Below are 23,126 nucleotides of genomic sequence, written 5' to 3'. Positions count from 1 at the left end.
CGGTGCCGGGGTGACGGTGGGGGAGCGGATCGCGGACGTCTTCGGCCGGGCCGGGGTGGCCGCCAGCCTGCACGTGGTCGACGTCGACGACGACCCGGAACGGGTCCTCGGCGACGCGGAACCGGGGCGGGTGGGGCACGCGGAACCGGGGCGGGTGGGGCACGCGGACCCGGGGCGGGTGGGCGGCCCGGCCCGCGAGGTGGCGGTGCGCGCCGACGAGCAGGTGGTCATCGCGTCGGTCTTCAAGATCCTTCTGGTGCTGGAGTTCGCCCGGCAGGCCAGCGTCGGGCAGCTCGACCCGACCGAGCGGGTGCTGGTCCGGGCCGCGGACCGGCTCGGCGGCTGGGGGGTGGCCGGCTGCGCCGACGACGCCGAGGTGTCGCTGCGCGACCTGGCGTACTTCGCCATGTCGGTCAGCGACAACACGGCCGCCGACCTGCTGCTGCGCCGGGTCGGCCGGGACGTGCTGCCGATGCTCGCCGCCGAGCTGGGGCTGCCGCGTACCCGGATCGTCGGCGGGCCCCGCGAGCTGGTGGAGACGATGCTCGCCGACGTGGGCGCCCGCACCGAGGCGGAGTTCGCCCGGATCTTCCCCACCCTCTCCGACGAGCGGGTCCGGGCCATGCGGGTGCTCGACCCCGCGCACACCACGTCGAGCACCGCCCGGGAGATGACCCGGCTGCTCGGCCTGATCTGGCGCGACGAGGCCGGCCCGGCGCCGGCCTGCGCGACGGTCCGGGAGCTGATGGACCGGCAGCTCTTCTGGACCCGGCTCGCCTCCGGCTTCCCGCCCGGCGTGCGGGTCCGCGCCAAGACCGGCACCCTGCCCGGCCTGCACCTGGAGGCCGGGGTCGCCGAGTACCCCGACGGTCGCCGGTACGCGATGGCGGTGTTCGCCCGCACCGAGCGGCTGGCGACCCGCCGCATCGACGTCGACCTGGCCATGGGCGAGGCGGCGCGGATCGCCGTCGAGGCCCTGCGCGACGGCTGATTCTCCCGGCCCCTCGCCGCCTGGCGGGGGTCCTGAGCTGGGCCGATACCCGATCGCGTATCGGCCGGGCATGCCGTCGATCTTGGACGCGGCCGGGGTCGCGGTGGTGAGGTCGGGGGGTCCGATCCGCACCGCCTGACGGGGAGAATCCACCATGCCCGAGAACCACCTCGACCGCCGCCGCCTGCTGCGCGACGCCGCCGCCGGAGCCGCCCTGGTCACCGTCGGCGGCCTCGCCGCCACCGGATCGGCAGCCCCGGCCCGGGCCGCCGCGCCCGCCCCGACCCCCGCCCCCCGCCGCACCGGGGCCGTCAGCTTCCGTTGGTGGGGCACCTCGGGCTGGCGGATCGACATCGGCAACCGGACGGTGCTGGTCGACCCGTACCTGAGCCGGTACGACACCGGGCTGTTCACCGGGAAGTTCAACGAGAGGACGCCGCTCACCGTCGCCGAGGACGTCCTCGACCGGTACGTCGACCGGGCCAGCACGATCCTGGTCACCCACACCCACTGGGACCACTTCAACGACGTGCCCCGGATCGCCCAGCGCACCGGCGCCCGGGTGTTCGGCACGCTCACCGCGTACCACCTCGGGCTGGCGTACGGGCTGCCGGTCGGGCAGCTCAGCCCGGTCAAGGGCGGGGAGGTGCTCCAGTTCGGCGACCACACCGTCGAGGTGGTCGGCTCGCTGCACAGCCGCAACGCGTCGTACTCGATGGCCTTTCCCGGGGTGCGGGTGACCCCGCCGGCCCGGCCCGAGACGATCGCCGACCTGCCGGAGGGCGACACCCTCGCCTACCAGGTGCGGATCGCCGGCGGCCCGGCGGTGTTCCTCATGGGCGCCAGCGACTTCGCCGAGCGCGACCTCGCCGGGCTGGCCCCGGACGTGGCGATGGTCGCCCTCCAGTCCACCACCTCCACCGCCGACTACGTGCCCCGGCTGATGGCCGCCCTCGACCACCCGAAGGTCGTGGTGCCGGTGCACTGGGACAACTTCGAGACGCCGTTGGTCAACCCGCCGACGGTCGCGCCGGCCGACCGTGACCGGCTCGACGCGCTGGTCGCGGCCGTGCGCGCGGTGTCCCCGCGGACCCGGGTGCTGGTGCCGGAGTACGGGACGGCCTACCGCTTCTGACGGCCGCGGCGGTGGCGTGGAGGCCGGGACGGCTGGTGCTAGAGTCTGGCCGGCTCGGCGCGTCCCCGGGGGGAGGAACTGCGATGGTGGGAGCCTTCCGCGACACCCTGTCCCAGTTGCTCAAGGCCCGCGTACCGATGCTCCAGGTCTGCTCCTACGAGGAGCAGCGGGTGCTCGGCGAGATCGCCGCCGTCGCCCACGACGTCGCCCTGGTCCGGACCCCACGCGGGGTCTGGACCTGGTCGGCGACCCGGGGCCTGGTGCCGCCCGACGGCAACCGGCGGCAGGGCACCACCGATCCGGTCGCCGCCCTCGACGCGGCCTGGCGGATCGACGAGCCGGCCCTGGTCGTCCTCGCCGACCTGCACCCCGCGCTCGGCGCCGGCGGCCGGCCCGCCGACCCGGGGGTGGTCCGTCGGCTGCGCGAGCTGGCCGTGGCCTACCGCAGCGGCCCCGTGCCGCGCACCGTGGTCCTGCTGTCCCCGGTGCCGGACCTCCCGGTCGAGCTGGCCAAGGACGTCACGGTCGTCGACTTCCCGCTGCCCACCGAGCCGGAGATCCGCGCGGTGCTGGACGGGATCATCGTCGCCAACACGGCCACCGGCCGAATCCGCATCGACCTGGACGAGCGGGGCCGGGAACGGTTCGCCAAGGCGGCCCTCGGGCTGACCCTGCACGAGGCGGAGAACGCGTTCGCCCGGGCCATGGTGGACGACGGGGTGCTCGACGCCAGCGACCTGCGGCTGGTGCACGAGGAGAAGCGGCAGGCCGTCCGGCGCAGCGGGCTGCTGGACTTCCTCGACGACCCGGTGGCGCTCGCCGACGTCGGCGGCCTGGAGAACCTCAAGCGCTGGCTGGCCAAGCGGGACGGCGCCTGGCTCGCCGAGGCCGCCGCGTACGGGCTGCCGGCCCCACGCGGCGTCCTGATCACCGGCGTCCCCGGCTGCGGAAAGTCGCTGACCGCGAAGGCGGTCGCCGCCGCCTGGGGGCTGCCGCTGCTGCGGCTGGACATCGGCAAGGTCTTCGCCGGGCTGGTCGGCTCCAGCGAGCAGAACATGCGCGAGGCGATCCGGATCGCCGAGGCGACCGCGCCCTGCGTGCTGTGGCTGGACGAGATCGAGAAGGGCTTCGCCGGCGGCCCGGGCGACTCGGGCACCTCCGCCCGGGTCTTCGGCTCGTTCCTGACCTGGATGCAGGAGAAGACCAGGCCGGTCTTCGTCATCGCCACCGCCAACGACTTCGCCGCCCTGCCGCCGGAGCTGCTGCGCAAGGGACGCTTCGACGAGATCTTCTTCGTCGACCTGCCGACCCGGGCCGAACGCGCCTCGATCTGGAGCCTGCACATCGCCCGCCGGCTGCGACACCCGGCCGTGGCCGGGGAGCTGACCGTCGACTCGGGACTGCTGGCCGAGCTGTCCGGGCTCAGCGACGGATACTCCGGCGCGGAGATCGAGCAGGCGGTCGTCGCCGGGCTCGTCGACGCGTACGCCGAGCGTCGGCCGCTGCGCCGCGACGACCTGTTGCGCGCACTCGTCAACATGGTTCCGTTGAGCGTCACCCAGGCCGAGCGGATCACCGCCGTGCGGAGCTGGGCGGAACACCGGGCGGTCGCCGCGACCGCCGCCGAGGACTGGGACCTCGACCCCCGTCCGTCGGGTGGCCCGGGGCTGCCGGGCGGCGGGCACGGGGGCCGGGCGGTGGAGTTCTGATGCCGGTCCCCGCCCCCATCACCACCACGACGACAGGAGAGCGCCGGTGAGCATCTCGCTGATACTCGTACCCCTGGCGGTTGCCACCGTGGCCGCCGCGCACGCCGCCACCGCCGACCGCGACGGCGACGGCCGGGTGGTCTGCCAGGTGCAGACCCGGATGCGTGACGAGACGCTGCTCGCCGCCGCGCTACGGGACACCGGCGCGGCGGTGACGGCCGCCACCGACGAGATCACCGCCGACTGGGCCGGGGTACGGGCCGGCTTCCGCCGCGGCCCGGACGGCATCTGGACCGCGCACCTCAGCGGCGAGGTCGACGAGGCACGGGCGGTGGGGATCGTCCGGTCGGTCGACGCCGCGTACGGGCGGCAGGTGCAGGGCGCGGTGCTGCAACGGCTGCGGGCCCAGGCCCCGGCCGCCGGGCTGCGACTGGAGTCGGAGCAGGTCACCGAGGACGCCTCGGTCCGGCTGGTCTTCGCCGTGCAGGAGCGGGACCGGTGACCGGCCAGCCCCGCGTCGTCGTCACCGTCAACCCGGACGGCTCGGTCAGCGCCGAGACCCAGGGCCTGCTCGGCGAGAGCTGCCTCGACTACGTGGCCGTGCTGGAGGACCTGCTCGACGCGCGGACGGTGCGCAGCGCGTACACGGCCGACCGTGACCGGGTGGCCACCGTCGTCGCCGACGAGCAGCACGATGTCGACCGCGCCTGACGGTTGGCCACCGAGCTGGCCGCACGCGTCGGGCCCACCGGCGTACCCGCCGCCGCCCGGCCCGCCCGGGTATCCGCTCCCGCCCGCCCCCGGCCCGAAGGGGTACCTGCCGCCGCCCGGCCCGCCCACCTGGGCCGGCGCGCCGCCGGTGCGCTCGCCCGGGGCCAGGGTCTGGTGGCGGCTGCGGCACAGCCTGTGGGTGCTGTTTCCGATCCTCGGGTTCAGCTGCTTCGGCGGGATCGGCTTCCTCCACGTCGGCATCCGGGCCCGGCGCTCGGACTGGTGGATCCCCGGCATCGTCTACCTGCTCGCCGGCTGGGGCGGCTTCATCGGGCTCGGCGTCGCCGAGAAGGGCAGCGCCGCCGGCGCCTGGTGCTTCGGCCTGTGGTTCGCGGCCTGGGTCATCAGCGTGATGCACGCCGTCGTGGTCAATGTGTTCTGGTTGCAGTGGAGGGCCGGCCACCGGCCCGGGTACGCCCGGCCCGCGCCGGGCTGGCCCGGGTCCGCGTACCCGCCCGGGGTCCTCGCCCCGCCGCCCGGCCCGCCGGTGGGCGTCGGGTTCGGCAGCCACGTCTCCGGCGCGCCCGTCGTCGGTCAGCCGGACGGGTACTGGGCCGCCGGCCCGGCCGCGACCACCGTCCCGGGCGACCCGACCGCCGGCCCGCCGCTGCCCATGGTCGACCCGACCGCCGCGCCGCTGGGCTTCGCCGCGCCGCTGAGCTTCGACGCGCCGGTCTTCGGCCCGCCCACCAGCCCGCCGTCGACCGGGGTGGGGACGCCGGCCGCCGGGCCGTCCACAGTGGACGTCAACGCCGCCGGGGCCGGGCAGCTCGCCGCGCTGCCCGGCTTCGACGCCGACCGCGCCGGGCGGGTGGTCGCCGCCCGGGAGGCCCGCCGGGGGTTCGGCAGCGTCGCCGAGTTCGCCGCCGCCGCCGAGCTGGCCCCGCACGAGTACGCCCGCCTGCGCGACCTGCTGGTCTGCGTGCCGCCCGCCGGTCCGCCCGCCCACCCGGGGACGTCCGGTGGACGCGTACTCGATTTCTGAGACCGGCCCCGTGCGGCGCTCCGCCACCGGGCCGGAACTGGTGGCGCTGGCCCGGTTCCTCGCCTCGACCCGGGCCGAGGGGCCCGGCGAGCGGACCGCGCTGTGGGTGCAGGGCTGCGCGATCCGCTGCCCGGGCTGCTTCAACCCCCAGCTCTGGACCTTCCGGGGCGGGGAACTCGTCGCGCCGACCGAGTTGGTCGAGCGGGTCCTAGCCGCCGGCACCGAAGGGGTGACCCTGCTCGGCGGCGAACCCTTCGACCAGGCCGGCGCGCTGGCCGAGGTGGCCGCCGGGGTGCGCCGGGCCGGCCGGTCGGTGATGACCTTCACCGGCTACACCCGCGACGGCCTGCGCCGCGCCGTCGACAGCGGACGCGAGGACGTGGCAGCCCTGCTGGCCGAGACCGACCTGCTGGTCGCCGGGCCGTTCCGGGCCGATCTGGTCGACACCGCCCGGCCCTGGGTGGGCTCCACCAACCAGGAGTTCGCGCTGCTCAACGACCGCTTCCCGGGGCTGCTCGACGAGCTGCCCCGCACGCCGGACCGGGTCGAGGTGACCGTCGACGCCGCCGGCCGGGTCTCGGTCAACGGCTGGGCCGAGGTCGACGCGCTGGACGAGCTGCTGGACTCGGTGGGCCGCCCCCAGCGCCGGTCGGCCGGGGTCGAGCGCCGGTAGCCTCACCCCGGGGCCGCCCGGCGGGTCAGCCGCCAGTACTGCCGCTTCTCCTCGTCCCGCACCACCACCCCGAGCCGGGCCAACTCCCGCCGCAGGTCGTCGGCGTCCCCGCGCCGGCCCCGGTCCACCGCCTGCTGCCGCGCCCGCAGCAGGGCGTCCGCCCCCGTTGGCAGCCCCGGCAGCCCGTCCACCCACCGCCGGTACGCGTCCCGGTGCGGGTCCGCGTCCGCCCACGGCCAGCCGTGCGCCCGGAACGCGGCGGCCAGCCGCCCGGCGCTCACGTCGCCGGGCTCCCGGGCCAGCTCCTCCTCCCCGTCGCCCAACAGCACCAGGTCCCGCCGGTCGACGAACACCACCCGCACGGCTCGGCGGGAAACCTCCCGGTCCCGCCCGTCGCGGCGCAGCCGGACCCGGTCCGGGTCCACCTCGACCCGCAGCCGTTCCCGGGTGCCGATCCCGGCCACGACGATCCCGGCCAGCGCGCCGAGCGCCACCGCCCCGGCCGTGGCCCAGGGCTCGGGCAGCCCGGCCAGCAGCTCGAACCAGCCCTGCGCGGGCACCCACGGCAGCCCGGCGACCGAGCCGGCGACGACGGTGAGCAGCCAGCCGGTGCCGGCCCCGACCAGCGGGAAGCCGCCCCACATGACCGCCAGCTCGCCCGTCCCGCCGTCGACCCGCGTCGGCGCGTCTTCGGCCCCCACGGTCAGGACACCTCCCGGCGCAGCGTGCGGACCAGCCCGGCAGCCAGCGGCAGCACCGTCCAGGCCAGCACCGACACGGCCATCCGCCCCCACTGGCCGGCCGTCACCTCCGGCCCGAAGAGCGGCTCCGTGGTGGCGGTGGTGTCCAGCCAGCGGGCCGGCTCCCGCAGCGCCGTGACCATGCCGGCGAGCACCGCCCAGACCGTCGGCAGCAGCAGGTAGGTGACCACCGCCAGCGGGGTGTTCAGCAGCAGCAGGCCGAACGCCGCACCCATCAGCACCCCCAGCACCTGCAGGACCACCGCGTGCAACAGCCGGGCGGCCTCGAACGACCAGTCGCCCGACCCGCCGGTCGCCTTCGCGACCAGCGTGCCGAGCGCGGCGACGGCCAGGGTGACCAGCACCGACGCCAGCGCGGCCAGCACCACCGCGGCGAGCTTCGCGACGATCACCCGCTCCCGGCGGGGCACCAACGCGTACGTGGTCAGCGCTGTGCGCTGGGACCACTCCCCGGTGATCGACAGGATGCCCAGCACCGGCAGGAGCAGGCCGGCGGGGAGCAGCTGCGGGACGAAGAACGCGGTGAACGTCTGTTCGTCGTCGGCCAGCACCCACAGCTGCACCACGACGATCGCGACGGAGACCAGGCCGATGCTGGCCAGCAGCCACCGGCCGGCCCGGGTGTCGACGAGCTTGCGCAGCTCCACGGCGGTCAGCCGGGACAGCGACGGTCCGCGTACCCCCCGGTGAGCCGGCGGGGCGACGGCGGGTGTGGTGGGCGCGGTGCTCGCGGTCATGCGGTGGTCTCCTTCGTCGACGTGCCGCCGGTGAGGGTGAGGAAGAGCTGTTCCAGGCCACCGCCGCCGGCCGGGCGCAGCTCGGTGAGGGCGACCCCCGCGTCCGCCGCCGCCTGCCCGACCACGCCGGGCTCGGCCTGGACCAGCAGGCCGCCGCCGGGCGACGCGGCCGGACCGGTGGCTACCGTCGCGGCGAGCCCCGCCTCAGCCAGCGCCCGCCGTAGGGCCTCCCCGTCGCGGGCCCGGACCAGGGTGCCGGCGTCGGCCAGCAGTTCGTCCGTGCCGCCGGAGGCGACCACCCGACCACCCCCGATCACCACCAACTGGTCGGCCACCGCCTCCACCTCCCTCAGCAGGTGGGAGGAGAGCAGCACGGTGCCGCCCCGATCGGCGAAGTCGCGCAGCAGGCCGCGCATCCAGAAGATGCCCTCCGGGTCCAGGCCGTTCGCCGGCTCGTCCAGGATCAGCACCCGGGGGTCGCCCAGCAGCGCGTGCGCCAGGCCGAGCCGCTGCCGCATCCCCAACGAGTACGCCCCGACTCGCCGCCGCGCGGCGGTCGCGCCCAGCCCGACCTGGTCGAGCTTCACGTCGACCTCCCGCCGGGGCACCCCCATCGTGGCGGCGGCCAGCGTCAGCACCTCCCGCCCGGTCCGCCCGGCATGCTGCGCCGAGGCGTCCAGCAGCACGCCGACCTCCCGGCCCGGGTTCGCCAGCCGCCGGTACGGCACGCCGCAGACGGTGGCGGTGCCCGCGCTCGGCGGGGCCAGCCCGCAAATCATCCGCATCGTGGTGGACTTGCCGGCCCCGTTCGGGCCGAGAAAGCCGGTGACGCTGCCCGGCGCGCAGGTGAAGCTGACGTCGTCGACGGCGGCGCGACCGCCGTACCGCTTGGTCAGGTGCTCAACTTCGATCATGGGTCGAGCCTGCCCGCGCCACCCGGCCGGGCGCTGCGGTCACCGGTCGAGAACCACATCGACCTCCGGCCACGGCCGGCGTCGACTTTGGTAGCTGTCGGCGTGGCTGCGGCCTTCCTAGCATGGGGTGGTGACCAGCGCCGTCGTACCGGATCATCCCTGGCTGCTGCCGGGTGCCCTCGCCAACGGGGCGTCGCCCGGGGCGCGACCCCGACGGACCACCCGCGACTGGCTGGTGGACGCCCACCTCTTCCTGTTCGCCCTCGGCTGGGCCGTCGTCGCCGCCTGGGACGCCGGCCAGCCCGTTCCGGAGGTGGCCGGGCGGCTGCCGTACGAGTGGTTGCAGGGCCTCGACACGGTGCTCGGGCTGCTGGCCTGCGCGGCGCTGTGGCTCCGCCGCCGCTGGCCCCTCGGCCTGGCGGTGGCCACCCTGCCGCTCGGGCTGTTCTCGGCGACCGCCGCGGTGGCCCTCGTGGTCATCATGTTCACGGTCGTGGTGCACCGGCCGCTGTCGCAGGCCGCGCTGGTGTTCTGCGGCAGCGCGCTGACCAGCGTCAGCTATGCGTTGCTCCGCCCCGACCCGGCGATCGGATTCCGGGGCGAGCTGGCCTGGGCGGCCGTCTTCACCGGCTCGGTGCTCGCCTGGGGGATGTTCGTCCGGGCCCGGCGGCAGCTCATCCTGTCCCTGCGCGACCGGGCCGAGCGGGCCGAGGCGGAGCAGCAGCTCCGGGTGGCGCAGGCCCGGCAGTTGGAGCGCACCCGGATCGCCCGGGAGATGCACGACGTGCTGGCGCACCGGATCTCGCTGCTCAGCCTGCACGCCGGCGCGCTGGAGTTCCGGCCGGACGCGCCGCCGCAGGAGGTCGCCCGGGCGGCCGGCGTGATCCGGGAGAGCGCCCACGCCGCCCTCCAGGACCTGCGCGAGGTCATCGGCGTCCTCCGCGCCGACGACCCGCCCCCACCCGGCCCGGCGTCGGCTGGGTCGGCCCGCCCCGGCCCCGCCCCCGCCCCGGCGGCCCGATCGGCGTCGCCGCCGCAGCCGGCTGCGGTGGAGCGGCCACAGCCCACCCTGGCCGACGTACCCGGGCTGGTCGCGGAGTCCCGGGCCGCCGGCATGCGGGTGGAGGTGGTCGACACCGTCGAGGCGGCCGGGTCCGCGCCCGCGGCACTCGGGCGCGGCGCGTACCGGATCGTCCAGGAGGGGCTGACCAACGCCCGCAAGCACGCGCCGGGCGCGGCCGTCACCGTCCAGCTCTCCGGTGCACCCGGCGAGGGGCTGACCGTCGACGTCCGCAACCGCTGGCCGGTGGGATCCGGGTCGTCGTCCGCCATCCCCGGCGCCGGCACCGGCCTGGTCGGCGTCGCCGAGCGGGTCAGCCTTGCCGGCGGGCGCCTGGAGCACGGGCGGGACGGGTCCGGCGACTTCCGGCTGACCGCCTGGCTACCCTGGCCGGCATGACCGGGCGGGAACACGACGACGGCGGCCCCGGACAGGGCGACCCGGGGGAGCCCGTGCGGGTGCTGATCGTCGACGACGACGCCCTGGTCCGGGCCGGCCTGTCGATGATCCTCGGCGGCGTGCCCGACCTGCGGGTGGTCGGCGAGGCCGCCGACGGCGACCAGGTGTCGGCCGCCGTCGCCGCCTGCGCGCCCGATGTGGTGCTGATGGACATCCGGATGCCCCGGGTGGACGGGCTCGCCGCCACCGAGGCGCTGCGTGCCCAGCCCCGCCCGCCCGAGGTCCTCGTCCTGACCACCTTCGACGCCGACGACCAGGTGCTGCGGGCGCTGCGCGCCGGGGCGGCCGGCTTCCTGCTCAAGGACACCCCGCCCGCCGAGATCGTCCGGGCGGTGCGCCGGGTCGCCGCCGGGGAGGCCACCCTGTCGCCTACGGTCACCCGGCAACTGATCCGGCACGTCACCGCGTCCGGGCCGGCCGGCGTCGACCCCCGTCGCGAACGGGCGCTGCGGTTGCTGGCCGGGCTCAGCGAGCGGGAACGGGAGGTCGCGGTCGCCCTCGGTCAGGGCCGGACCAACGCCGAGATCTCCGTCGAGCTGTTCATGAGCGTGGCGACGGTCAAGGCGTACGTCTCGCGCCTGCTCACCAAGCTCGACCTGAACAACCGCGTTCAGGTCGCCATCCTGGTCCACGACGCCGGCCTCGCCTGATCCGGCCGCAGCCGCTGCCCGAGCTTGGTTTTTGTGATGTGGCGCGGGGCTGTCGTCAGAGCACCGCGGGGCAGTCCTCGCGGTCGGGCCGGCGGATCCCGCCTGGCGGCCCCCGGTCAGTCGCCGCTGGTGCCGATCCCGCAGTTCGGCGCGGACCAGACGGTCGTGTTCGACGTCTGGTCGCTGTTGTTCTCCCGGCGGGAGTCCACGTGGACGTGGTCGCCGTGGTCCGGGTACCCGGGGCCGTAGATGCCGCTGAAGCCGTGGTCGCGGGCCGCGCGGGCGGCGTCGCACAACGACGAGTCGCGGGGGACGAGGTCGGCGGCGGTGCCGTAGAGATGCTGGCTGTCCGATGCCCCGCCGACCTGCTGGTTGCACTCCTCGCTACGGAAGCCGCTGGTGACGAGCAGCGGCTTGTCCCCGAGGTCGCGCCGCAGCGCCTCCAGCTTCCACATGGTGCGCAGCGCGTTGGCCTTCGTCTTCGTCGCCGACAGCGGGCCCCCGCTCCAGCCGCCCCGGCCACAGCCGTCGTCCAACTCCTTGTAGCTGAAGTGACGCGGGGTGCAGTCGTTGTCCTGGAGCGCGTACAGCTTGGTGTACGTCTGCGGCCCGGCGACCCCGTCGGCCTTCAGCCCGTACGCCGACTGGAAGCGCTTGACCGCGGCGGCGGTCTTCGGGCCGTACCGGCCGTCGTTCTCCACGATGTCCCGGGTGCCGGCCCACCCGGCGACCCGGATCTGGAGTTGGCGGACGTCGTCACCGGAGCGCCCCTGGTACAGGTTGCGCTTCCAGGTGTAGCAGCCGTCGGCGTGGGCGGCCGGGGCGGCCACCACCGTGGCGACCGCGACGCCCGGCAACGCCAGGGCGAACGCGACCGCGGCCCGCTTCAAGGTTTCGGCACGCACGGAAGTCCTCCCGTAAGGAGAGTGAATGGGGTGAGCCGGGCCCGTCGACCGGGATGTCCCGTCCGTTCCACCCTCGCATCGTGGCGTCCTTCCGGAGGCGAATAACCGAAATTGTTCTCGCTTCTCCCGTCGTTGGGGATCTGCCGGAAAGGGAGACCGGAATGGGGATAACCCATTGCGGGCCGCCGATGCACGGAGTGGTCGAAACGGTACGCGGGGCGTGGCGTGACGGAAACGTGATTCGGGCCCCGACGGAGGGTGACCGTCGGGGCGCGAGCGACCGGCGGTAACGTCACCGGAGGCTGGGGAGGTGGCTGTGGCACGTGGTGGCGTCTTCTGTGTCGAGGGGCAGTGGCATCGCGACCTCAACGAGCGCGGATCGGTCCTGCCGACCCTGGAACTGCTCGAACGGCTCGGCAAGATCCGGTTCATCCACAAGGACGCGGCCACCCGGGACGAGCTCTTCTACTTCCTCGACCGCTGGCTGCTCAAGCAGTACGCCGACTACCGGGTGGGCTTCTTCGCCATGCACGGCGAGCCGAGCCGGCTCTGCCTCACCGACTGGGATTCCGTCGACCTCGCCGACGTGGCCGAGCGGATGGCCGGCCGGTGCGCCGGCCGGCGGCTCTACTTCGGCAGCTGCTCGGTGCTGCGGGCGTCCGACGCCGTGCTGCGCGACTTCCTCGACGTCACCGGCGCCGCGTTGATCTGCGGCTTCACCCGCGAGGTCGACTGGGTGGAATCCGCCGCGTTCGAGACCGTGCTGCTCGACGTGCTCGCCAACGGGCACCGGCACAACGCTGCCGAGCTGCGGATGGGCTCCGCGCACTGGGCCCCCCTGGCGGCGTACCTGGGCTTCCGGGTGATCTACGCCAACGGCCGGGCGTGGCGGCCGACCGTGCGACCCCGGGTGCCGGCCCAGCCCACGGGACGGACCGCAGCCCGGCCCCGCTCGGCGGGCACCGGCAGAAACGACTGACGGCACACGGCCCGGTCCCGGCGGCCCAGGTCCCGGCGGCTCAGTATCCGGCGGTGAAGCGCATGTTCTCGAAGCGCGGATGCTCGATCTCGTCCACGACGGCGACGGCCAGGTCCTCGTAGCTCAGCACCGCGCGGCCCCGCTCGTCGGTGACCGGCTCGTCCGTGCCGGTCCGGTAGTGGCCCGTTCGCTCGCCGGGGTGGAACTCCAGCGGCGGTGGGGAGACGTACGTCCAGGTCACCCCTTCGGCCGAGGACCGGTACCAGGCGAGGGCGTCGGCCTGGCCCAGCGCGGAGTCCCGGTACTCCTCGGGGAAGTCCGGCTCCTCGAGGAACGGCACGCCCCTCGGGTTGAGCAGGGTCGCCCCGCCGCCGACGTGGATCACCCGGGGTGGGTTCGGCAGGTCCCGCAGCACCGTGATCAGGTTCTCCGCCGCGTCCCGCCACAGCGCCCGCTCCCCGCCGCCGACCGCCACCACGATCGCGTCCGCGCCCGGGGCCAGCTCCCGTACGCTGCGCGCCGAGGTGACGTCGCCGGTGACCAGGTCGACCCCGGCCGGCAGGTAGCTGACCGCCTCCGGCCGGCGCACCGCCGCGGTCACCCGGTGGCCCCGGTCCACCGCCTCGGCGGTGATCCGCGAACCCGCCGTGCCGCCGGCCCCGAACACCACGATGTCGCTCATCGCCTGACCGCCTCCCGCGCCGCACCCGTCCGCGCGGCTGTCGTCGCCCGTCCCCAGGCTAGGGAGCCGAGCGCCCCCGGCGGTGCCGTTCCGGCGATCCCGACCGGGCTCAGTCGACGAGGGCGGAGTAGACGAGCTGACGCAGCTGCGTGCGCAGCGGGTAGGTGCTCGACGGCAGGAGCTGGGTGAACAGCAGCGCGGTGACCTCCTCCGCCGGGTCCACCCAGAACGCGGTGCTGGCCATCCCGCCCCAGTAGTACTCGCCGACGCTGCTCGGCACCCGGGCCGGGACCGGGTCCTGCACCACGGCGAAGCCGAGGCCGAACCCGACGCCCTCCAGCACCGTCTCGGCGAACCCGGACGGGGAGAACGAGGCCAGGTCCTGACCGCCGGGCAGGTGGTTGCGGGTCATGAAGCGCACCGTCCGGGGCCCGAGCAGGCGCACGCCGTCCAACTCGCCGCCGCGCAGCAGCATCTGGGTGAAGCGGTGGTAGTCGGCGGCCGTCGAGACCAGCCCGCCGCCGCCGGACAGCCAAGACGGTTCGGTCAGCGCGGCCCGGCCGATCGAGTCGGCCCGGAACACCTGGCCGGTCGCCGGGTTCGGGGCGTACAGGGCGGCCAGCCGCTTGGCGTCCGGCTCGTCGACCCACCAGCGGGTGTCGGTCATGCCCAGCGGTCGCAGGATCCGGTCGGCGAGGAACTGGTCCAGCCGCCGGCCGGAGACGACCTCGACGAGCCGGCCGAGCACGTCGGTGGAGACCCCGTAGTTCCAGCTGCTGCCCGGCTGGAAGAGCAGCGGCAGCCGGGCCAGTGTCCGCGTGGCGGCGGTCAGGTCGGCCCCGGCGGGCACGCTGAGATCGAAGCCGGCGGCCCGGTACAGGCCGTCGACCACCGAGACCTGGGCGAAGCCGTACGTCAGCCCGGCGGTGTGGGTGAGCAGGTGCCAGATCCGGATCGGCTCTACCGTCGGCACCGTGTGCGGGCTGGTCACCGGGCCCTTGTGGTAGACCCGGGCGTCGGCGAACTCCGGCAGCCAGCGGCTGATCGGGTCGGTCAGCTCGAACCGGCCCTCCTCCCACAGCATCATCGCCGCGACTGAGGTGATCGGCTTGGTCATCGAGTAGATGCGCCAGAGGGTGTCCGGCTCGACCGGGGCGCCTGCCTCCCGGTCCCGCAGGCCGTAGGTCGAGGAGTGGGCGATCTCGCCCCGGCGGGTGACGACGATCTGCCAGCCGGCGAGCCGCCCCTCGTCGACGTACCTGCCGAAGTGTTCGTCGATCCGCGCCAGCCGGGCGGGATCGAAGCCGAGCCGGTCGGGGTCGGTGCTGCGCGCCACACTCACCCGCCGAACCTACTAGCCGGTACGGGCGGTGCGGAAGACGCCGGCTTGCCCAGTAGGCTGACCAGGTGCTGGAGCCGACCGAGGACGTCACCTTCCGCCACGACGACTGGTACGGCGAGGAGCTGGTCGACCGGCACTTCGTGCGCTGCGAGTTCTTCCACGTGGACCTGACCGAGGCGGTCAGCCGGGGTGCCGTCTTCACCGGTTGCACCTTCGGCAACGTGGCGTTCAACGCCTCCCGGCACACCGACTCGGCCTTCACCCGCTGCGTCTTCAAACGGTGCAACCTCTTCGACGCCGAGTTCACCGGCTGCAAGCTGGTCGGCAGCAGCTTCGCGGAGTGCGACCTGCGTCCGCTGCGGATCGACGGCGGGGACTGGTCGTTCGTGGCCCTGCCGGGGGCCGACCTTCGCGGGGCGCGCCTGACCGACGTGCGGATGCGCGAGGTGGACCTGACCGGCGCCGACCTGACCGGGGCCACGGTCACCGGCGTCGACCTGTCCGGGGCCCAGCTGCACGGCTCCCGTCTCTCCCGCGCCGACCTGCGTGGCAGCGACCTGTCCGCGCTCGACCCGACCGCGGTGGAGCGGGCCGACGCGCTGATCGACGCCGATCAGGCGCTGGTGCTGGCCCGGGCGCTCGGCTTCCGGCTCGGCTGACCCGGGCCGGTTCCGAGCCGCCCCGGCGTCCCCGGCAGCCGGGCCGGCCGGGGTGGATACGCCCCGGAGGGGACAGTTTGTCCGTCGCGCCGCCGCGGAGCGGCCGTACGTTTTCTGCTGTCCCGGTCCGTCCGTCCCCTGTGGAGGCTTCACCGATGAGCAGCACCGCCACCCGTACCGTCCGTCCCGCGGCTCCCCTCGGCGTCGAGGACTCGGGGGAGACGCTCCGGGATATCCCGCTGCCGCCGTACATCACGGGGGAGGACGCCCAGTTCGCGGTGCGGGCGGTGGTGGTGCACGCGCCCCGGCGGTGGTCGGGCGGGACGGTCTGCCGCAACGACGCGAGCCCGCACCCGTGCCGGCTGCACCGCTGGGGCCGGCGGGTGCTCACGCTGCGCGGCCTGCGGTCCGCCGAGATCGACGCGCTGATCGAGCGGGGCGACCCCACCGTGACGGTCCGCCCGCCCGACCGCCCCGGCGCCTGAGGACGCGGCGGGCCCGCCTCCCGTCCCGGCTGGCCCGCCGCCACGGCCCGTGGCCTGCGACCCGGGCCCCTTCCTCCGCACCCGGAAGGGGCCCGGGTCGGTCAGCAGGCGATCGGCTTCACCCAGGAGCACTCCCGGCCCTCGGGGGCCCGCGGCGTGTCGGGCGCAGCAGGCGGCACCGAGCGCGCCGCCCCCGGGTCCCTGTCGGTGTACGACGCCAGCACGATCGCGATCTGGTCCTCCAGCCCCTTGACCGACGAGGCGAGGTAGTTGTTGAGCACGACGGAGAAGGCCAGCAGATGCCCGTCGGCGTCGGTGACGTAGCCGGAGAGGCCGGACGCGCCGGTCAGGCTGCCGGTCTTGGCGTGCACGTTGTCCGCCGCAGCGGTGCCGCGCATCCGGCTGCGCAGGGTGCCGCCCACGAGACGGTCGGCGTTGCCGGCGACCGGCAGCGCGGCGTACCAGGCGTCGAACCATGGCTCGGTGCGGACCGTGGCGAGCAGGGCGGCGAACTGGGCCGGCGGGATCATGTTCCGCCGGGACAGCCCGGAGCCGTCCCGCTGGCGCAGCGTCCCGGTGTCCGTCCCGGTGTCGGCGACGTACTCGCTGATCGCGGTGAGCCCGGCCGGCCAGGTCCCGGAGCCGGTGAGGACGCGGCCGATCTCCTTGGTCAGCACCTCGGCGTGACCGTTGTTGGACAGCTTGAGGAACGGCACCATCAGTTCGGCCAGGGCCATCGAGTCGTGCCTGGCGATCGGGGTGGCGTCGGCCGGGGTGGCCCGCCCGGGCACCGTCCGGCCGAGCACCCGGACGCCGTGCCGGCGCAGGGCGGCGCGGAACACGTCGGCGGCGTACCCGGTCGGCTCCCAGACGGTCACCCACTCGCTGGCCGGGTCCGCGCCCACGGCGATCCGGCCGGTGACGACGACGGTGTTGCTCCCGTGCGCGCGCTCGAAGGAGAGGGTGGTCTCCCCGGTGGACACGGTCTCGGCGCGGTTGTCGATCCGCAGGTACCCGTTCGGCGGGGTCATGGTGACCACCGGTCTCCCCCCGGCAGTGGTGGCCGGGGCGGCGTGCACGATCGCGGTGCCCGCGTCGTAGTCCGTGTCCGGGGCGACGGTCAGCGCCGAGACCTGCGCGGCGTAGTAGTAGGGCTCGTCGTCCCAGGTCCAGTCCGAGCCGAGCCGGGTGTCGTCGTAGCGGGTGTCGTCGGCGACCAGGTCCCCGGTCACCACCCGGATGCCGGCCGCGGCGACCTGGGTGGCCAGCTTGTCGTAGTCGGCGGCGAGCATGGTGGGATCGCCGCCGCCGCGTAGGTAGAGATTCCCGGAGACCAGCCCGGCCCGCCGCCGTCCGTCCGCGCTCACCGTGGTGCTGAACCGGTGGCCCGGGCCGAGCAGCGCCAGCGCCGCCGTCGAGGTCAACAGCTTGGTGTTGGAGGCCGGGACCAGCCGGCGGTCACCGTTGCGGTCGTAGAGGGTCTCGCCCGTCGCCGTGTCCACCACGACCACCCCGGCCTGCGCGCCGGCGAGCCGGGAGTCGGCCAGGATCGCGTCGATGGTCGCGGTGAGCCGCGTCCGCGCGGGGGTGGGCGCCTCGGCGGTGGCGGTGGGGGCGCCGGCCGTGGCCGCGACGGCGACCAGCGCCGCCAGCGCGAGCGCCCGGGGGAAGAGACGACGATGCATGCGCTGATGCTGCCATGCAGCTTTCTGCCGGGAAAGCCCATCGGGTGAAGGTTATTGCCAGACCGGGGAGGTCAGGGGTTCGCGCCGTGCCGCCCTGGGAGACCGGCGGTGGGATGCCGAGGAACTCGGCCACATGCCGCCTCGCGCCGTCCATGGGCCCAGCGTAGGGAGTATCGGGGCAGCTGGTAGGCGGTTTTGCTGCGACTGTTCGGTCGAGCGTGGTCTATTTGACGGATGCCCCGTCAGGAGGCAACGTAGGCAGCGAGGGGCATGCGACCTGCCCCGTTTCGTATGGCGACGGGCCTTTCGTCGCCCAGCTCCCCCGCGTGCTCGTCCGCGGGCTGAGCCCCGGCCTGCGCCGACCGCGATCCGGAAGAACCCACGAGGAGCCGACCATGCTGACCATGACCGACAACGCCGTGCTCGTGATCCGCGACCTCGCCGCTCAGGAGGACGTCGCCCAGGACGGCGGCCTGCGCATCGCCGCCGACGCCGACGCCGGCTCGCTCACCATCGAGCTGGTGCCCCAGCCGGCGCAGGGCGACCAGGTGGTGGACACCGAGGGGGCCCGGATCTTCCTCGACTCCGATGCTGCCGAGCTGCTCAGCGACACCTCGGTCGACGCCAGCGTCGACGACGAGGGGATCGTCCAGTTCGGCTTCACCGACAAGGAGTAGTCGCTACGGCTTCACCCGCGAGGAGGCGCCGCCGGCCGCGAGGAGGGGCCGCCGCGACTCAGTCGGCCCATCCGGCCTCGCCGCCCCGCTGCGGTCGGCCGGGGCGCCCACGCTCCGGGCCGCCGCGCCACCCGCCGGTCCGGCGCTCGCCACCCGACCACGCGCGGTCCTCCCCGCCGGGCCGCGTCCCGGGTCGCCGGTCGTCCGCCGGCCGTACCCCGTCCGGTCGGCCCAGGTCGAACAGCACCCGTGCCAGGTGGTGCGAGGTGCTCCAGGCCGCCCAGTTCGTCGTCGACCCGGCCCCGGCCGTGCCCCGGGCCCGGCGCAGGATCTCGTGGTCGCCCCAGGAGAAACCCGCCCCGCCCGCCGGCCAGTGCGGCGCCGACACCAGCGTCCGGCACAGGTCCGCCACCCGCTCGTCGCCCCGGCCGCCGCGCCGCGACCAGCGGTACACCCACCACGCCCCGTCGGTCGCGTAGCGGACGGTGGGCAGCCGGTCCCCCGCGGCGTCCGCCCCGGGCACCGCGCAGTCGACCCCGTAGTCGCCGTACCCGACGCCGAGGTCGGCCAGCCGCCGCCAGAGCAGCCAGTCCCAGCGGTCCAGGCGTACCGGCTCGTCGGTGGGGAGCCGGGACAGTGTCGGCGGCACCCCGCCGGCCGCCACGGTCACCGCCTGCCAGGCGTGCCGCCGCGCCCAGTCCACCAGCCGGCGGACCCGAGGCTCCGCCGACCGGACGTCGGCCGGGCAGCAGACGTCCCCGGCGTCCACGAGGAGTTCGCACTGTTCCGGGGCCAGCCGGGTGAGCCGCCAGATCCGCTCCACGGCGGCCGTCGTCGCGTCCGGGCCCGACCGGTCGAGGCCGGCCCGCAGCCGCACCACCAGCCGGCCGGCGTACTCCCGGGCCGTCAGGCCGTGCGCCGTCAGCCGTGCGTCGCTCTCCGTGAGCCCCGCCACCGGGACCAGCGGTACGCCCCAGCGGACCAGACCGCCGCCCACCCCGTCGGGCAGCGCGGTCACGTCGACCGCCGGCAGCAGCCCCGGCGGCAGCCGGGAGAGGCTGTCCGGAAGGGAAGAGTCCATGGTGGACACGTCGAGAACCGGGGCGAGCAGGGCGGCTGCGGCGCCGTCGAGGTGTCGGAGCGCCTCCAGCGTGCTCCGTCGACCGGTGAGGACGGGGCGGTAGACCGGCTCCGCCGCCCGACCCCAGTGCGCGGGCACCATAGTTCAATGTAGCGACACATCGGCGCCCGTCACAGGGCTTCCGGTAAATGCGGGTGCGCGGTCGTGCCGGTCGCTACCATGCTCGGGTGCCCGGCACCCCCATTCGCTACCGCTCGTCGGACGAGGACAGCGCCCGGTGGCGCGGTTTCCCCTTCCGCGACGGCGACATCGTCATCAGCACCCGGTCCAAGAACGGCACCACCTGGATGCAGATGATCTGCGCCCTGCTGGTGTTCGGCACACCCGACCTGCCGGCTCCACTGCCGGAGCTGTCACCCTGGCTGGACTGGCTGATCGAGCCCCGCGACGAGGTGTACGCCCGGCTCGCCGCCCAGCCGCACCGCCGGTTCGTCAAGACCCACACCCCGCTCGACGGGATCCCGCTGGACGACCGGGCGCACTACGTCGTGGTGGCCCGGCACCCGCTGGACATGGCGGTCTCCCTCTGGCACCAGAGCGGCAACCTCGACCGGGAGCGCTTGGCCGAGTTGACCGGCGAGCCGGCGCCGCAGGGACCGCCTGCCCCGCGCACCCCGTTGGTGGAGGCGCTGGGGAGTTGGGTGGACCGGGAGGCCGACCCGCGCGAAGAAATGGACTCCCTCCAGGGGGTGATGTGGCATCTCGGTGATGCCTGGGCCCGCCGGGACCGCCCCAACGTGACTCTGGTGCACTACGACGACCTGGTGGCCGACCTGGACGGGCAGATGCGCGCGCTGGCCGGCCGGTTCGGCATCGAGGTGCCCGCGCCGCGCTGGCCGGAGCTGGTCGAGGCCGCCACCTTCGACCGGATGCGCCAGCGGGCCGACCGGCTCGTCCCCGACCCGGCGGGCGTGCTGAAGGACCGGTCGGCCTTCTTCCGGCGCGGTCGCTCCGGGCAGGGCCGTGAACTGCTCGACGCGGCGACGCTGGCCCGGTACCGGGCCCGGACCGCCGCCCTCGCCCCGCCGGACCTGCTCGCCTGGCTGCACCGCGACGGCTGACCAGCCCCGGCGACGGCCCCGGGGACCGGTCGGTGTCGGGCCCGGACACGGGCGCACGGCGCCGCCGCGACCCGGGGGTCGTAACGTCGCCGCGCTCCGGCCGTCTCCCACCACCGCAGCCGTACGGCGGTACGCCGGCGGGGACCTGGCTCGACCGGCCCGGTTGCGCCGGCTGATGCTCTCGATGCCCGGCCAGGGCGGGCCCAAACCCCGGATCTGTGGGGATTTCCATCATCTGTCGTTCCCGGCGTGACGGGGGCCGTCACCGGGTATGTGCCCGTCATGGAGCATTTCACGATCGCGACCGTCGCCGAGAAGAGCCCAGATTTCCGGCGGGTGCTGTGGACCGGTGAGCACACCCAGTTGGTGATCATGACCATCCCGCCGGGCGGCGAGATCGGCGAGGAGGTCCACGAGGACACCGACCAGATCCTCACCTTCGTCAGCGGCACCGGCGAGGCCCGGGTGGCCGGGGAGAAGAAGGAGGTCGCCCAGGGCGACCTGGTGGTCGTGCCGGCCGGGACGAAGCACAACTTCGTCAACACGGGCCCCAACCCGCTGGTCCTCTACACCGTCTACGGCCCGCCCGAGCACGCCGACCAGGCCGTGCACCGGACCAAGGAGGAGGCCGACGCGGCGGAGGCGGCCGGCAAGGACGAGCCGCCGACCTCCTGACCGGTCCGGCCCGGCCGGCGAGGGCCCCCGCGCCCTCGCCGGCCTGATCCGGGCGGGCGCGGGTACCCGGCGCGGGTGGACCAGCCGCCGATCTCCGACTACGGGTTTCTCTCCGACTGCCGCTCCGGCGCGCTGGTCGGCCGGGACGGCTCGGTCGACTGGTGGTGCCCGGACCGGTTCGACGGCGCCTCGGTCTTCGGCCGGCTGCTGGACCCACGGGGCGGGCACTGGCGGCTCGCGCCGCTTGAGCCGGCCCGGGTGGAGCGGGCGTACCGGCCGGACACGCTGGTGCTGCGCACGGTCCACCACACGTCCTCCGGCAGCGTCGCGGTCACCGACGCCCTCTCCGCCCAGATCGGCGCGCGCGGCCACGAGGTGGGGATGGACTCCCCGGCCGTGCTGCTGCGGGTGGTCGAAGGGCTCACCGGTCGGGTCCGGATGGGCCTGGAGTTCGTTCCGCGCCCCGAGTACGGCCTGCTCACCCCGTACCTGCACGAGCAGGACGACGGCGGTGTGCTGGCCGCCGCCGGGCCGGTCAAGCTGGTGCTGCGCGGCACCGGACCGGCCCTGCGCGCCGACCAGGACCGGGTCCGGCAGGAGTTCGAGGTCGCCGCCGGGCAGCGCGTCGGCTTCGACCTGGCGTACGCGCCGGCGTACCGCGACCGGCCGGCCCGGCTGGACCCGGTCGTCGCGCTCGCCGAGACGGTGCGGGCCTGGGAGGGTTTCCGGGAGACGCACCGCTACGACGGCGCGTACGCCCCGCAGGTGCGGCACGGCGCGACCGTGCTCACCGGGCTGACGTACGCCCGCAGCGGCGCGGTCGCCGCGGCCCTGACCACGTCCTTGCCGGAGCGGATCGGCGGCGACCGCAACTACGACTACCGCTTCTCCTGGCTGCGCGACTTCTCGATGACCATGCGCGCCCTCTGGGTCGCCGCCTGCCCGACCGAGGCCTCCCGGCTCTTCGCCTGGGCGGCCCGCTCGATCGGCCGGGTCGGCGGGTCGCCGGTGCCCGTGTTGTTCGGGCTGGAGGGGGAGCGGGACCTCTCCGAGCACGACTGCACCCACCTGCGCGGGTACGCCGACAGCCGGCCGGTCCGGATCGGCAACGACGCGTGGCGGCAGCGCCAGCTCGACGTGCCGGGCGAGGTCATCTCGGCGGTCTGGCGGCTGCACGAGCAACTCGGCGAGCCGTTCGCGGAAGAGCTGCGGGAGATGGTGGTGGGGCTCGCCGAGCAGGTCGCCGCGACCTGGCGGCTGCCCGACCGGGGGATGTGGGAGACCCGGGACACCGACCGGCACTACCTGTCGTCCAAGGTGCTCTGCTGGACGGCGCTGGACCGGGCGGTCGTGTTGGCCCCGCGGCTCGGCGACCGCGCCGACCCCCGTCGCTGGGCGGCGATCAGGGACGAGATCCGCGCGACCGTGCTCCGCGAGGGCTGGAACGACCGGGTCGGCGCGTACACCGGGGCCTTCGGCTCGACGGAGCTGGACGCCTCGGCCCTCTTCCTGCCGGTGGTGCACTTCCTGGAGGCGTCCGACCCGCGGATGCGCGCCACCATCGCGGTGGTCGAACGTGAACTGGGCACCGACGACGGGCTGGTGCGGCGCTGGAACACCGACCCGGCCGGCTTCCTGCTCTGCTCGTTCTGGCTGGTGGAGTGCCTGGTGATGGCCGGTGAGCCGGAGCGGGCCCGGCGGCTGTTCGAGCGGATCCTCGGGCACGCCAACGACGTGGGGCTGTTCGCCGAACAGATCGACCCGCGCACGGGGGCCCAGCTGGGCAACTTCCCGCAGGCGCTGTCCCACATCGGGCTGATCAACGCCGCCTGGCGGCTCACCGACCCGGCAGCGGCCTGAGCCCCGGTGCCCGACCCGGCCGTGCGCCGCGACGGTGGCGACCGGGGTCCCGTAGGCCGGCGGTGGTGTCGAATCGGGCCCGTTCCCGCCGTCGCAGGCTGCAACAGGTCTGCAACCGCCAGGCATTGAC

Annotated in this window: 24 protein-coding genes; 16 read left to right on the top strand and 8 right to left on the bottom strand. The window is 75.0% G+C overall.

Annotated elements, in window-relative coordinates; all coding sequences use genetic code 11:
• Positions 1–10 precede the first annotated feature (10 nt).
• From ABT023_RS17215 to ABT023_RS17185, 7 genes are all read left to right on the top strand, one after another.
• On the top strand, positions 11–991 hold the full coding sequence (locus ABT023_RS17215) for a serine hydrolase (protein ID WP_350886416.1): 981 nt from the start codon (positions 11–13) through the stop codon (positions 989–991).
• A gap of 154 nt (positions 992–1,145) precedes the next feature.
• The gene (locus ABT023_RS17210) at positions 1,146–2,126 is read left to right on the top strand and encodes an MBL fold metallo-hydrolase (protein ID WP_350886414.1); all 981 of its coding nucleotides are present in this window, start codon (positions 1,146–1,148) and stop codon (positions 2,124–2,126) included.
• An 83-nt stretch (positions 2,127–2,209) separates the two neighbouring features.
• Positions 2,210–3,835, top strand: coding sequence for a Ycf46 family AAA ATPase (locus ABT023_RS17205; protein WP_350886412.1), 1,626 nt, complete (start codon positions 2,210–2,212; stop codon positions 3,833–3,835).
• 46 nt (positions 3,836–3,881) lie between these two features.
• A complete protein-coding gene (locus ABT023_RS17200) occupies positions 3,882–4,337 on the top strand; it encodes a hypothetical protein (protein ID WP_350886410.1) in 456 nt (151 codons plus the stop codon).
• A complete protein-coding gene (locus ABT023_RS17195) occupies positions 4,334–4,546 on the top strand; it encodes a DUF2997 domain-containing protein (protein ID WP_350886408.1) in 213 nt (70 codons plus the stop codon). Before ABT023_RS17200 ends, ABT023_RS17195 begins: the two co-directional genes overlap by 4 nt.
• Positions 4,530–5,591 (top strand): helix-hairpin-helix domain-containing protein, encoded by a 1,062-nt coding sequence (locus ABT023_RS17190; RefSeq protein ID WP_350886406.1) that lies wholly within the window; start codon positions 4,530–4,532, stop codon positions 5,589–5,591. The genes ABT023_RS17195 and ABT023_RS17190 overlap by 17 nt, the downstream gene beginning before the upstream one ends.
• Positions 5,569–6,264, top strand: coding sequence for a 4Fe-4S single cluster domain-containing protein (locus ABT023_RS17185; RefSeq protein ID WP_350886404.1), 696 nt, complete (start codon positions 5,569–5,571; stop codon positions 6,262–6,264). The genes ABT023_RS17190 and ABT023_RS17185 overlap by 23 nt, the downstream gene beginning before the upstream one ends.
• Positions 6,265–6,266: 2 nt before the next feature.
• Here the strand turns inward: ABT023_RS17185 and ABT023_RS17180 are convergent, their stop codons facing one another.
• From ABT023_RS17180 to ABT023_RS17170, 3 genes are read right to left on the bottom strand one after another with little or no spacing between them, the layout of a single operon-like run.
• The gene (locus tag ABT023_RS17180) at positions 6,267–6,965 is read right to left on the bottom strand and encodes a YqeB family protein (protein WP_350886402.1); all 699 of its coding nucleotides are present in this window, start codon (positions 6,963–6,965) and stop codon (positions 6,267–6,269) included.
• Between the two features lie 2 nt (positions 6,966–6,967).
• Entirely contained in the window at positions 6,968–7,762 is a 795-nt protein-coding gene (locus tag ABT023_RS17175; protein ID WP_350886401.1) for an ABC transporter permease, read from the bottom strand.
• On the bottom strand, positions 7,759–8,676 hold the full coding sequence (locus tag ABT023_RS17170) for an ABC transporter ATP-binding protein (protein WP_350886399.1): 918 nt from the start codon (positions 8,674–8,676) through the stop codon (positions 7,759–7,761). Before ABT023_RS17170 ends, ABT023_RS17175 begins: the two co-directional genes overlap by 4 nt.
• Positions 8,677–8,806: 130 nt before the next feature.
• On the opposite strand from ABT023_RS17170, the gene ABT023_RS17165 reads away from it, so the two are divergent.
• Together ABT023_RS17165 and ABT023_RS17160 are read left to right on the top strand one after the other, a co-directional pair.
• Positions 8,807–10,135 (top strand): sensor histidine kinase, encoded by a 1,329-nt coding sequence (locus tag ABT023_RS17165; RefSeq protein WP_350886397.1) that lies wholly within the window; start codon positions 8,807–8,809, stop codon positions 10,133–10,135.
• Positions 10,114–10,845, top strand: coding sequence for a response regulator transcription factor (locus ABT023_RS17160; protein WP_502890698.1), 732 nt, complete (start codon positions 10,114–10,116; stop codon positions 10,843–10,845). The genes ABT023_RS17165 and ABT023_RS17160 overlap by 22 nt, the downstream gene beginning before the upstream one ends.
• Positions 10,846–10,961: 116 nt before the next feature.
• Here the strand turns inward: ABT023_RS17160 and ABT023_RS17155 are convergent, their stop codons facing one another.
• Positions 10,962–11,750 (bottom strand): D-Ala-D-Ala carboxypeptidase family metallohydrolase, encoded by a 789-nt coding sequence (locus tag ABT023_RS17155; protein ID WP_350886393.1) that lies wholly within the window; start codon positions 11,748–11,750, stop codon positions 10,962–10,964.
• Positions 11,751–12,066: 316 nt separating this feature from the next.
• Between ABT023_RS17155 and ABT023_RS17150 the strand changes: the two genes are divergently transcribed.
• Positions 12,067–12,729, top strand: coding sequence for a DUF6642 family protein (locus tag ABT023_RS17150; protein WP_350886473.1), 663 nt, complete (start codon positions 12,067–12,069; stop codon positions 12,727–12,729).
• Between the two features lie 40 nt (positions 12,730–12,769).
• On the opposite strand, the gene ABT023_RS17145 is transcribed toward ABT023_RS17150, so the two are convergent.
• The gene (locus ABT023_RS17145) at positions 12,770–13,411 is read right to left on the bottom strand and encodes an NAD(P)-dependent oxidoreductase (protein WP_350886391.1); all 642 of its coding nucleotides are present in this window, start codon (positions 13,409–13,411) and stop codon (positions 12,770–12,772) included.
• Between the two features lie 109 nt (positions 13,412–13,520).
• Positions 13,521–14,753, bottom strand: a complete 1,233-nt coding sequence (locus ABT023_RS17140) for a serine hydrolase domain-containing protein (RefSeq protein WP_350886389.1) — start codon at positions 14,751–14,753, stop codon at positions 13,521–13,523.
• Between the two features lie 65 nt (positions 14,754–14,818).
• Between ABT023_RS17140 and ABT023_RS17135 the strand changes: the two genes are divergently transcribed.
• Complete coding sequence (locus ABT023_RS17135; RefSeq protein WP_350886387.1) at positions 14,819–15,412, top strand: pentapeptide repeat-containing protein; 594 nt, start codon at positions 14,819–14,821, stop codon at positions 15,410–15,412.
• A gap of 155 nt (positions 15,413–15,567) precedes the next feature.
• On the top strand, positions 15,568–15,897 hold the full coding sequence (locus ABT023_RS17130; protein WP_350886385.1) for a hypothetical protein: 330 nt from the start codon (positions 15,568–15,570) through the stop codon (positions 15,895–15,897).
• A 101-nt stretch (positions 15,898–15,998) separates the two neighbouring features.
• Here the strand turns inward: ABT023_RS17130 and dacB are convergent, their stop codons facing one another.
• Positions 15,999–17,582, bottom strand: coding sequence for a D-alanyl-D-alanine carboxypeptidase/D-alanyl-D-alanine endopeptidase (dacB, locus tag ABT023_RS17125; protein ID WP_350886383.1), 1,584 nt, complete (start codon positions 17,580–17,582; stop codon positions 15,999–16,001).
• A 395-nt stretch (positions 17,583–17,977) separates the two neighbouring features.
• Between dacB and ABT023_RS17120 the strand changes: the two genes are divergently transcribed.
• Positions 17,978–18,259, top strand: coding sequence for an iron-sulfur cluster biosynthesis family protein (locus ABT023_RS17120; RefSeq protein WP_350886382.1), 282 nt, complete (start codon positions 17,978–17,980; stop codon positions 18,257–18,259).
• A 58-nt stretch (positions 18,260–18,317) separates the two neighbouring features.
• On the opposite strand, the gene ABT023_RS17115 is transcribed toward ABT023_RS17120, so the two are convergent.
• The gene (locus ABT023_RS17115; RefSeq protein WP_350886380.1) at positions 18,318–19,481 is read right to left on the bottom strand and encodes a beta family protein; all 1,164 of its coding nucleotides are present in this window, start codon (positions 19,479–19,481) and stop codon (positions 18,318–18,320) included.
• Between the two features lie 86 nt (positions 19,482–19,567).
• On the opposite strand from ABT023_RS17115, the gene ABT023_RS17110 reads away from it, so the two are divergent.
• The 3 genes from ABT023_RS17110 to ABT023_RS17100 all read left to right on the top strand — a co-directional run bounded on the left by ABT023_RS17110 (position 19,568) and on the right by ABT023_RS17100 (position 22,996).
• Positions 19,568–20,461 (top strand): sulfotransferase domain-containing protein, encoded by an 894-nt coding sequence (locus tag ABT023_RS17110; RefSeq protein ID WP_350886378.1) that lies wholly within the window; start codon positions 19,568–19,570, stop codon positions 20,459–20,461.
• 282 nt (positions 20,462–20,743) lie between these two features.
• Positions 20,744–21,136, top strand: coding sequence for a cupin domain-containing protein (locus tag ABT023_RS17105; RefSeq protein ID WP_350886376.1), 393 nt, complete (start codon positions 20,744–20,746; stop codon positions 21,134–21,136).
• Between the two features lie 75 nt (positions 21,137–21,211).
• Positions 21,212–22,996, top strand: a complete 1,785-nt coding sequence (locus ABT023_RS17100; protein WP_350886374.1) for a glycoside hydrolase family 15 protein — start codon at positions 21,212–21,214, stop codon at positions 22,994–22,996.
• The last annotated feature ends 130 nt before the right edge of the window (positions 22,997–23,126 follow it).

Source organism: Micromonospora sp. NPDC002296, from assembly GCF_040296145.1.
In the GTDB taxonomy this organism is placed as follows: Bacteria; Actinomycetota; Actinomycetes; order Mycobacteriales; family Micromonosporaceae; genus Micromonospora.
The sequence above is the reverse complement of the archived record's forward strand: the minus strand, read 5'-3'. Positions and strand labels throughout refer to the sequence as shown.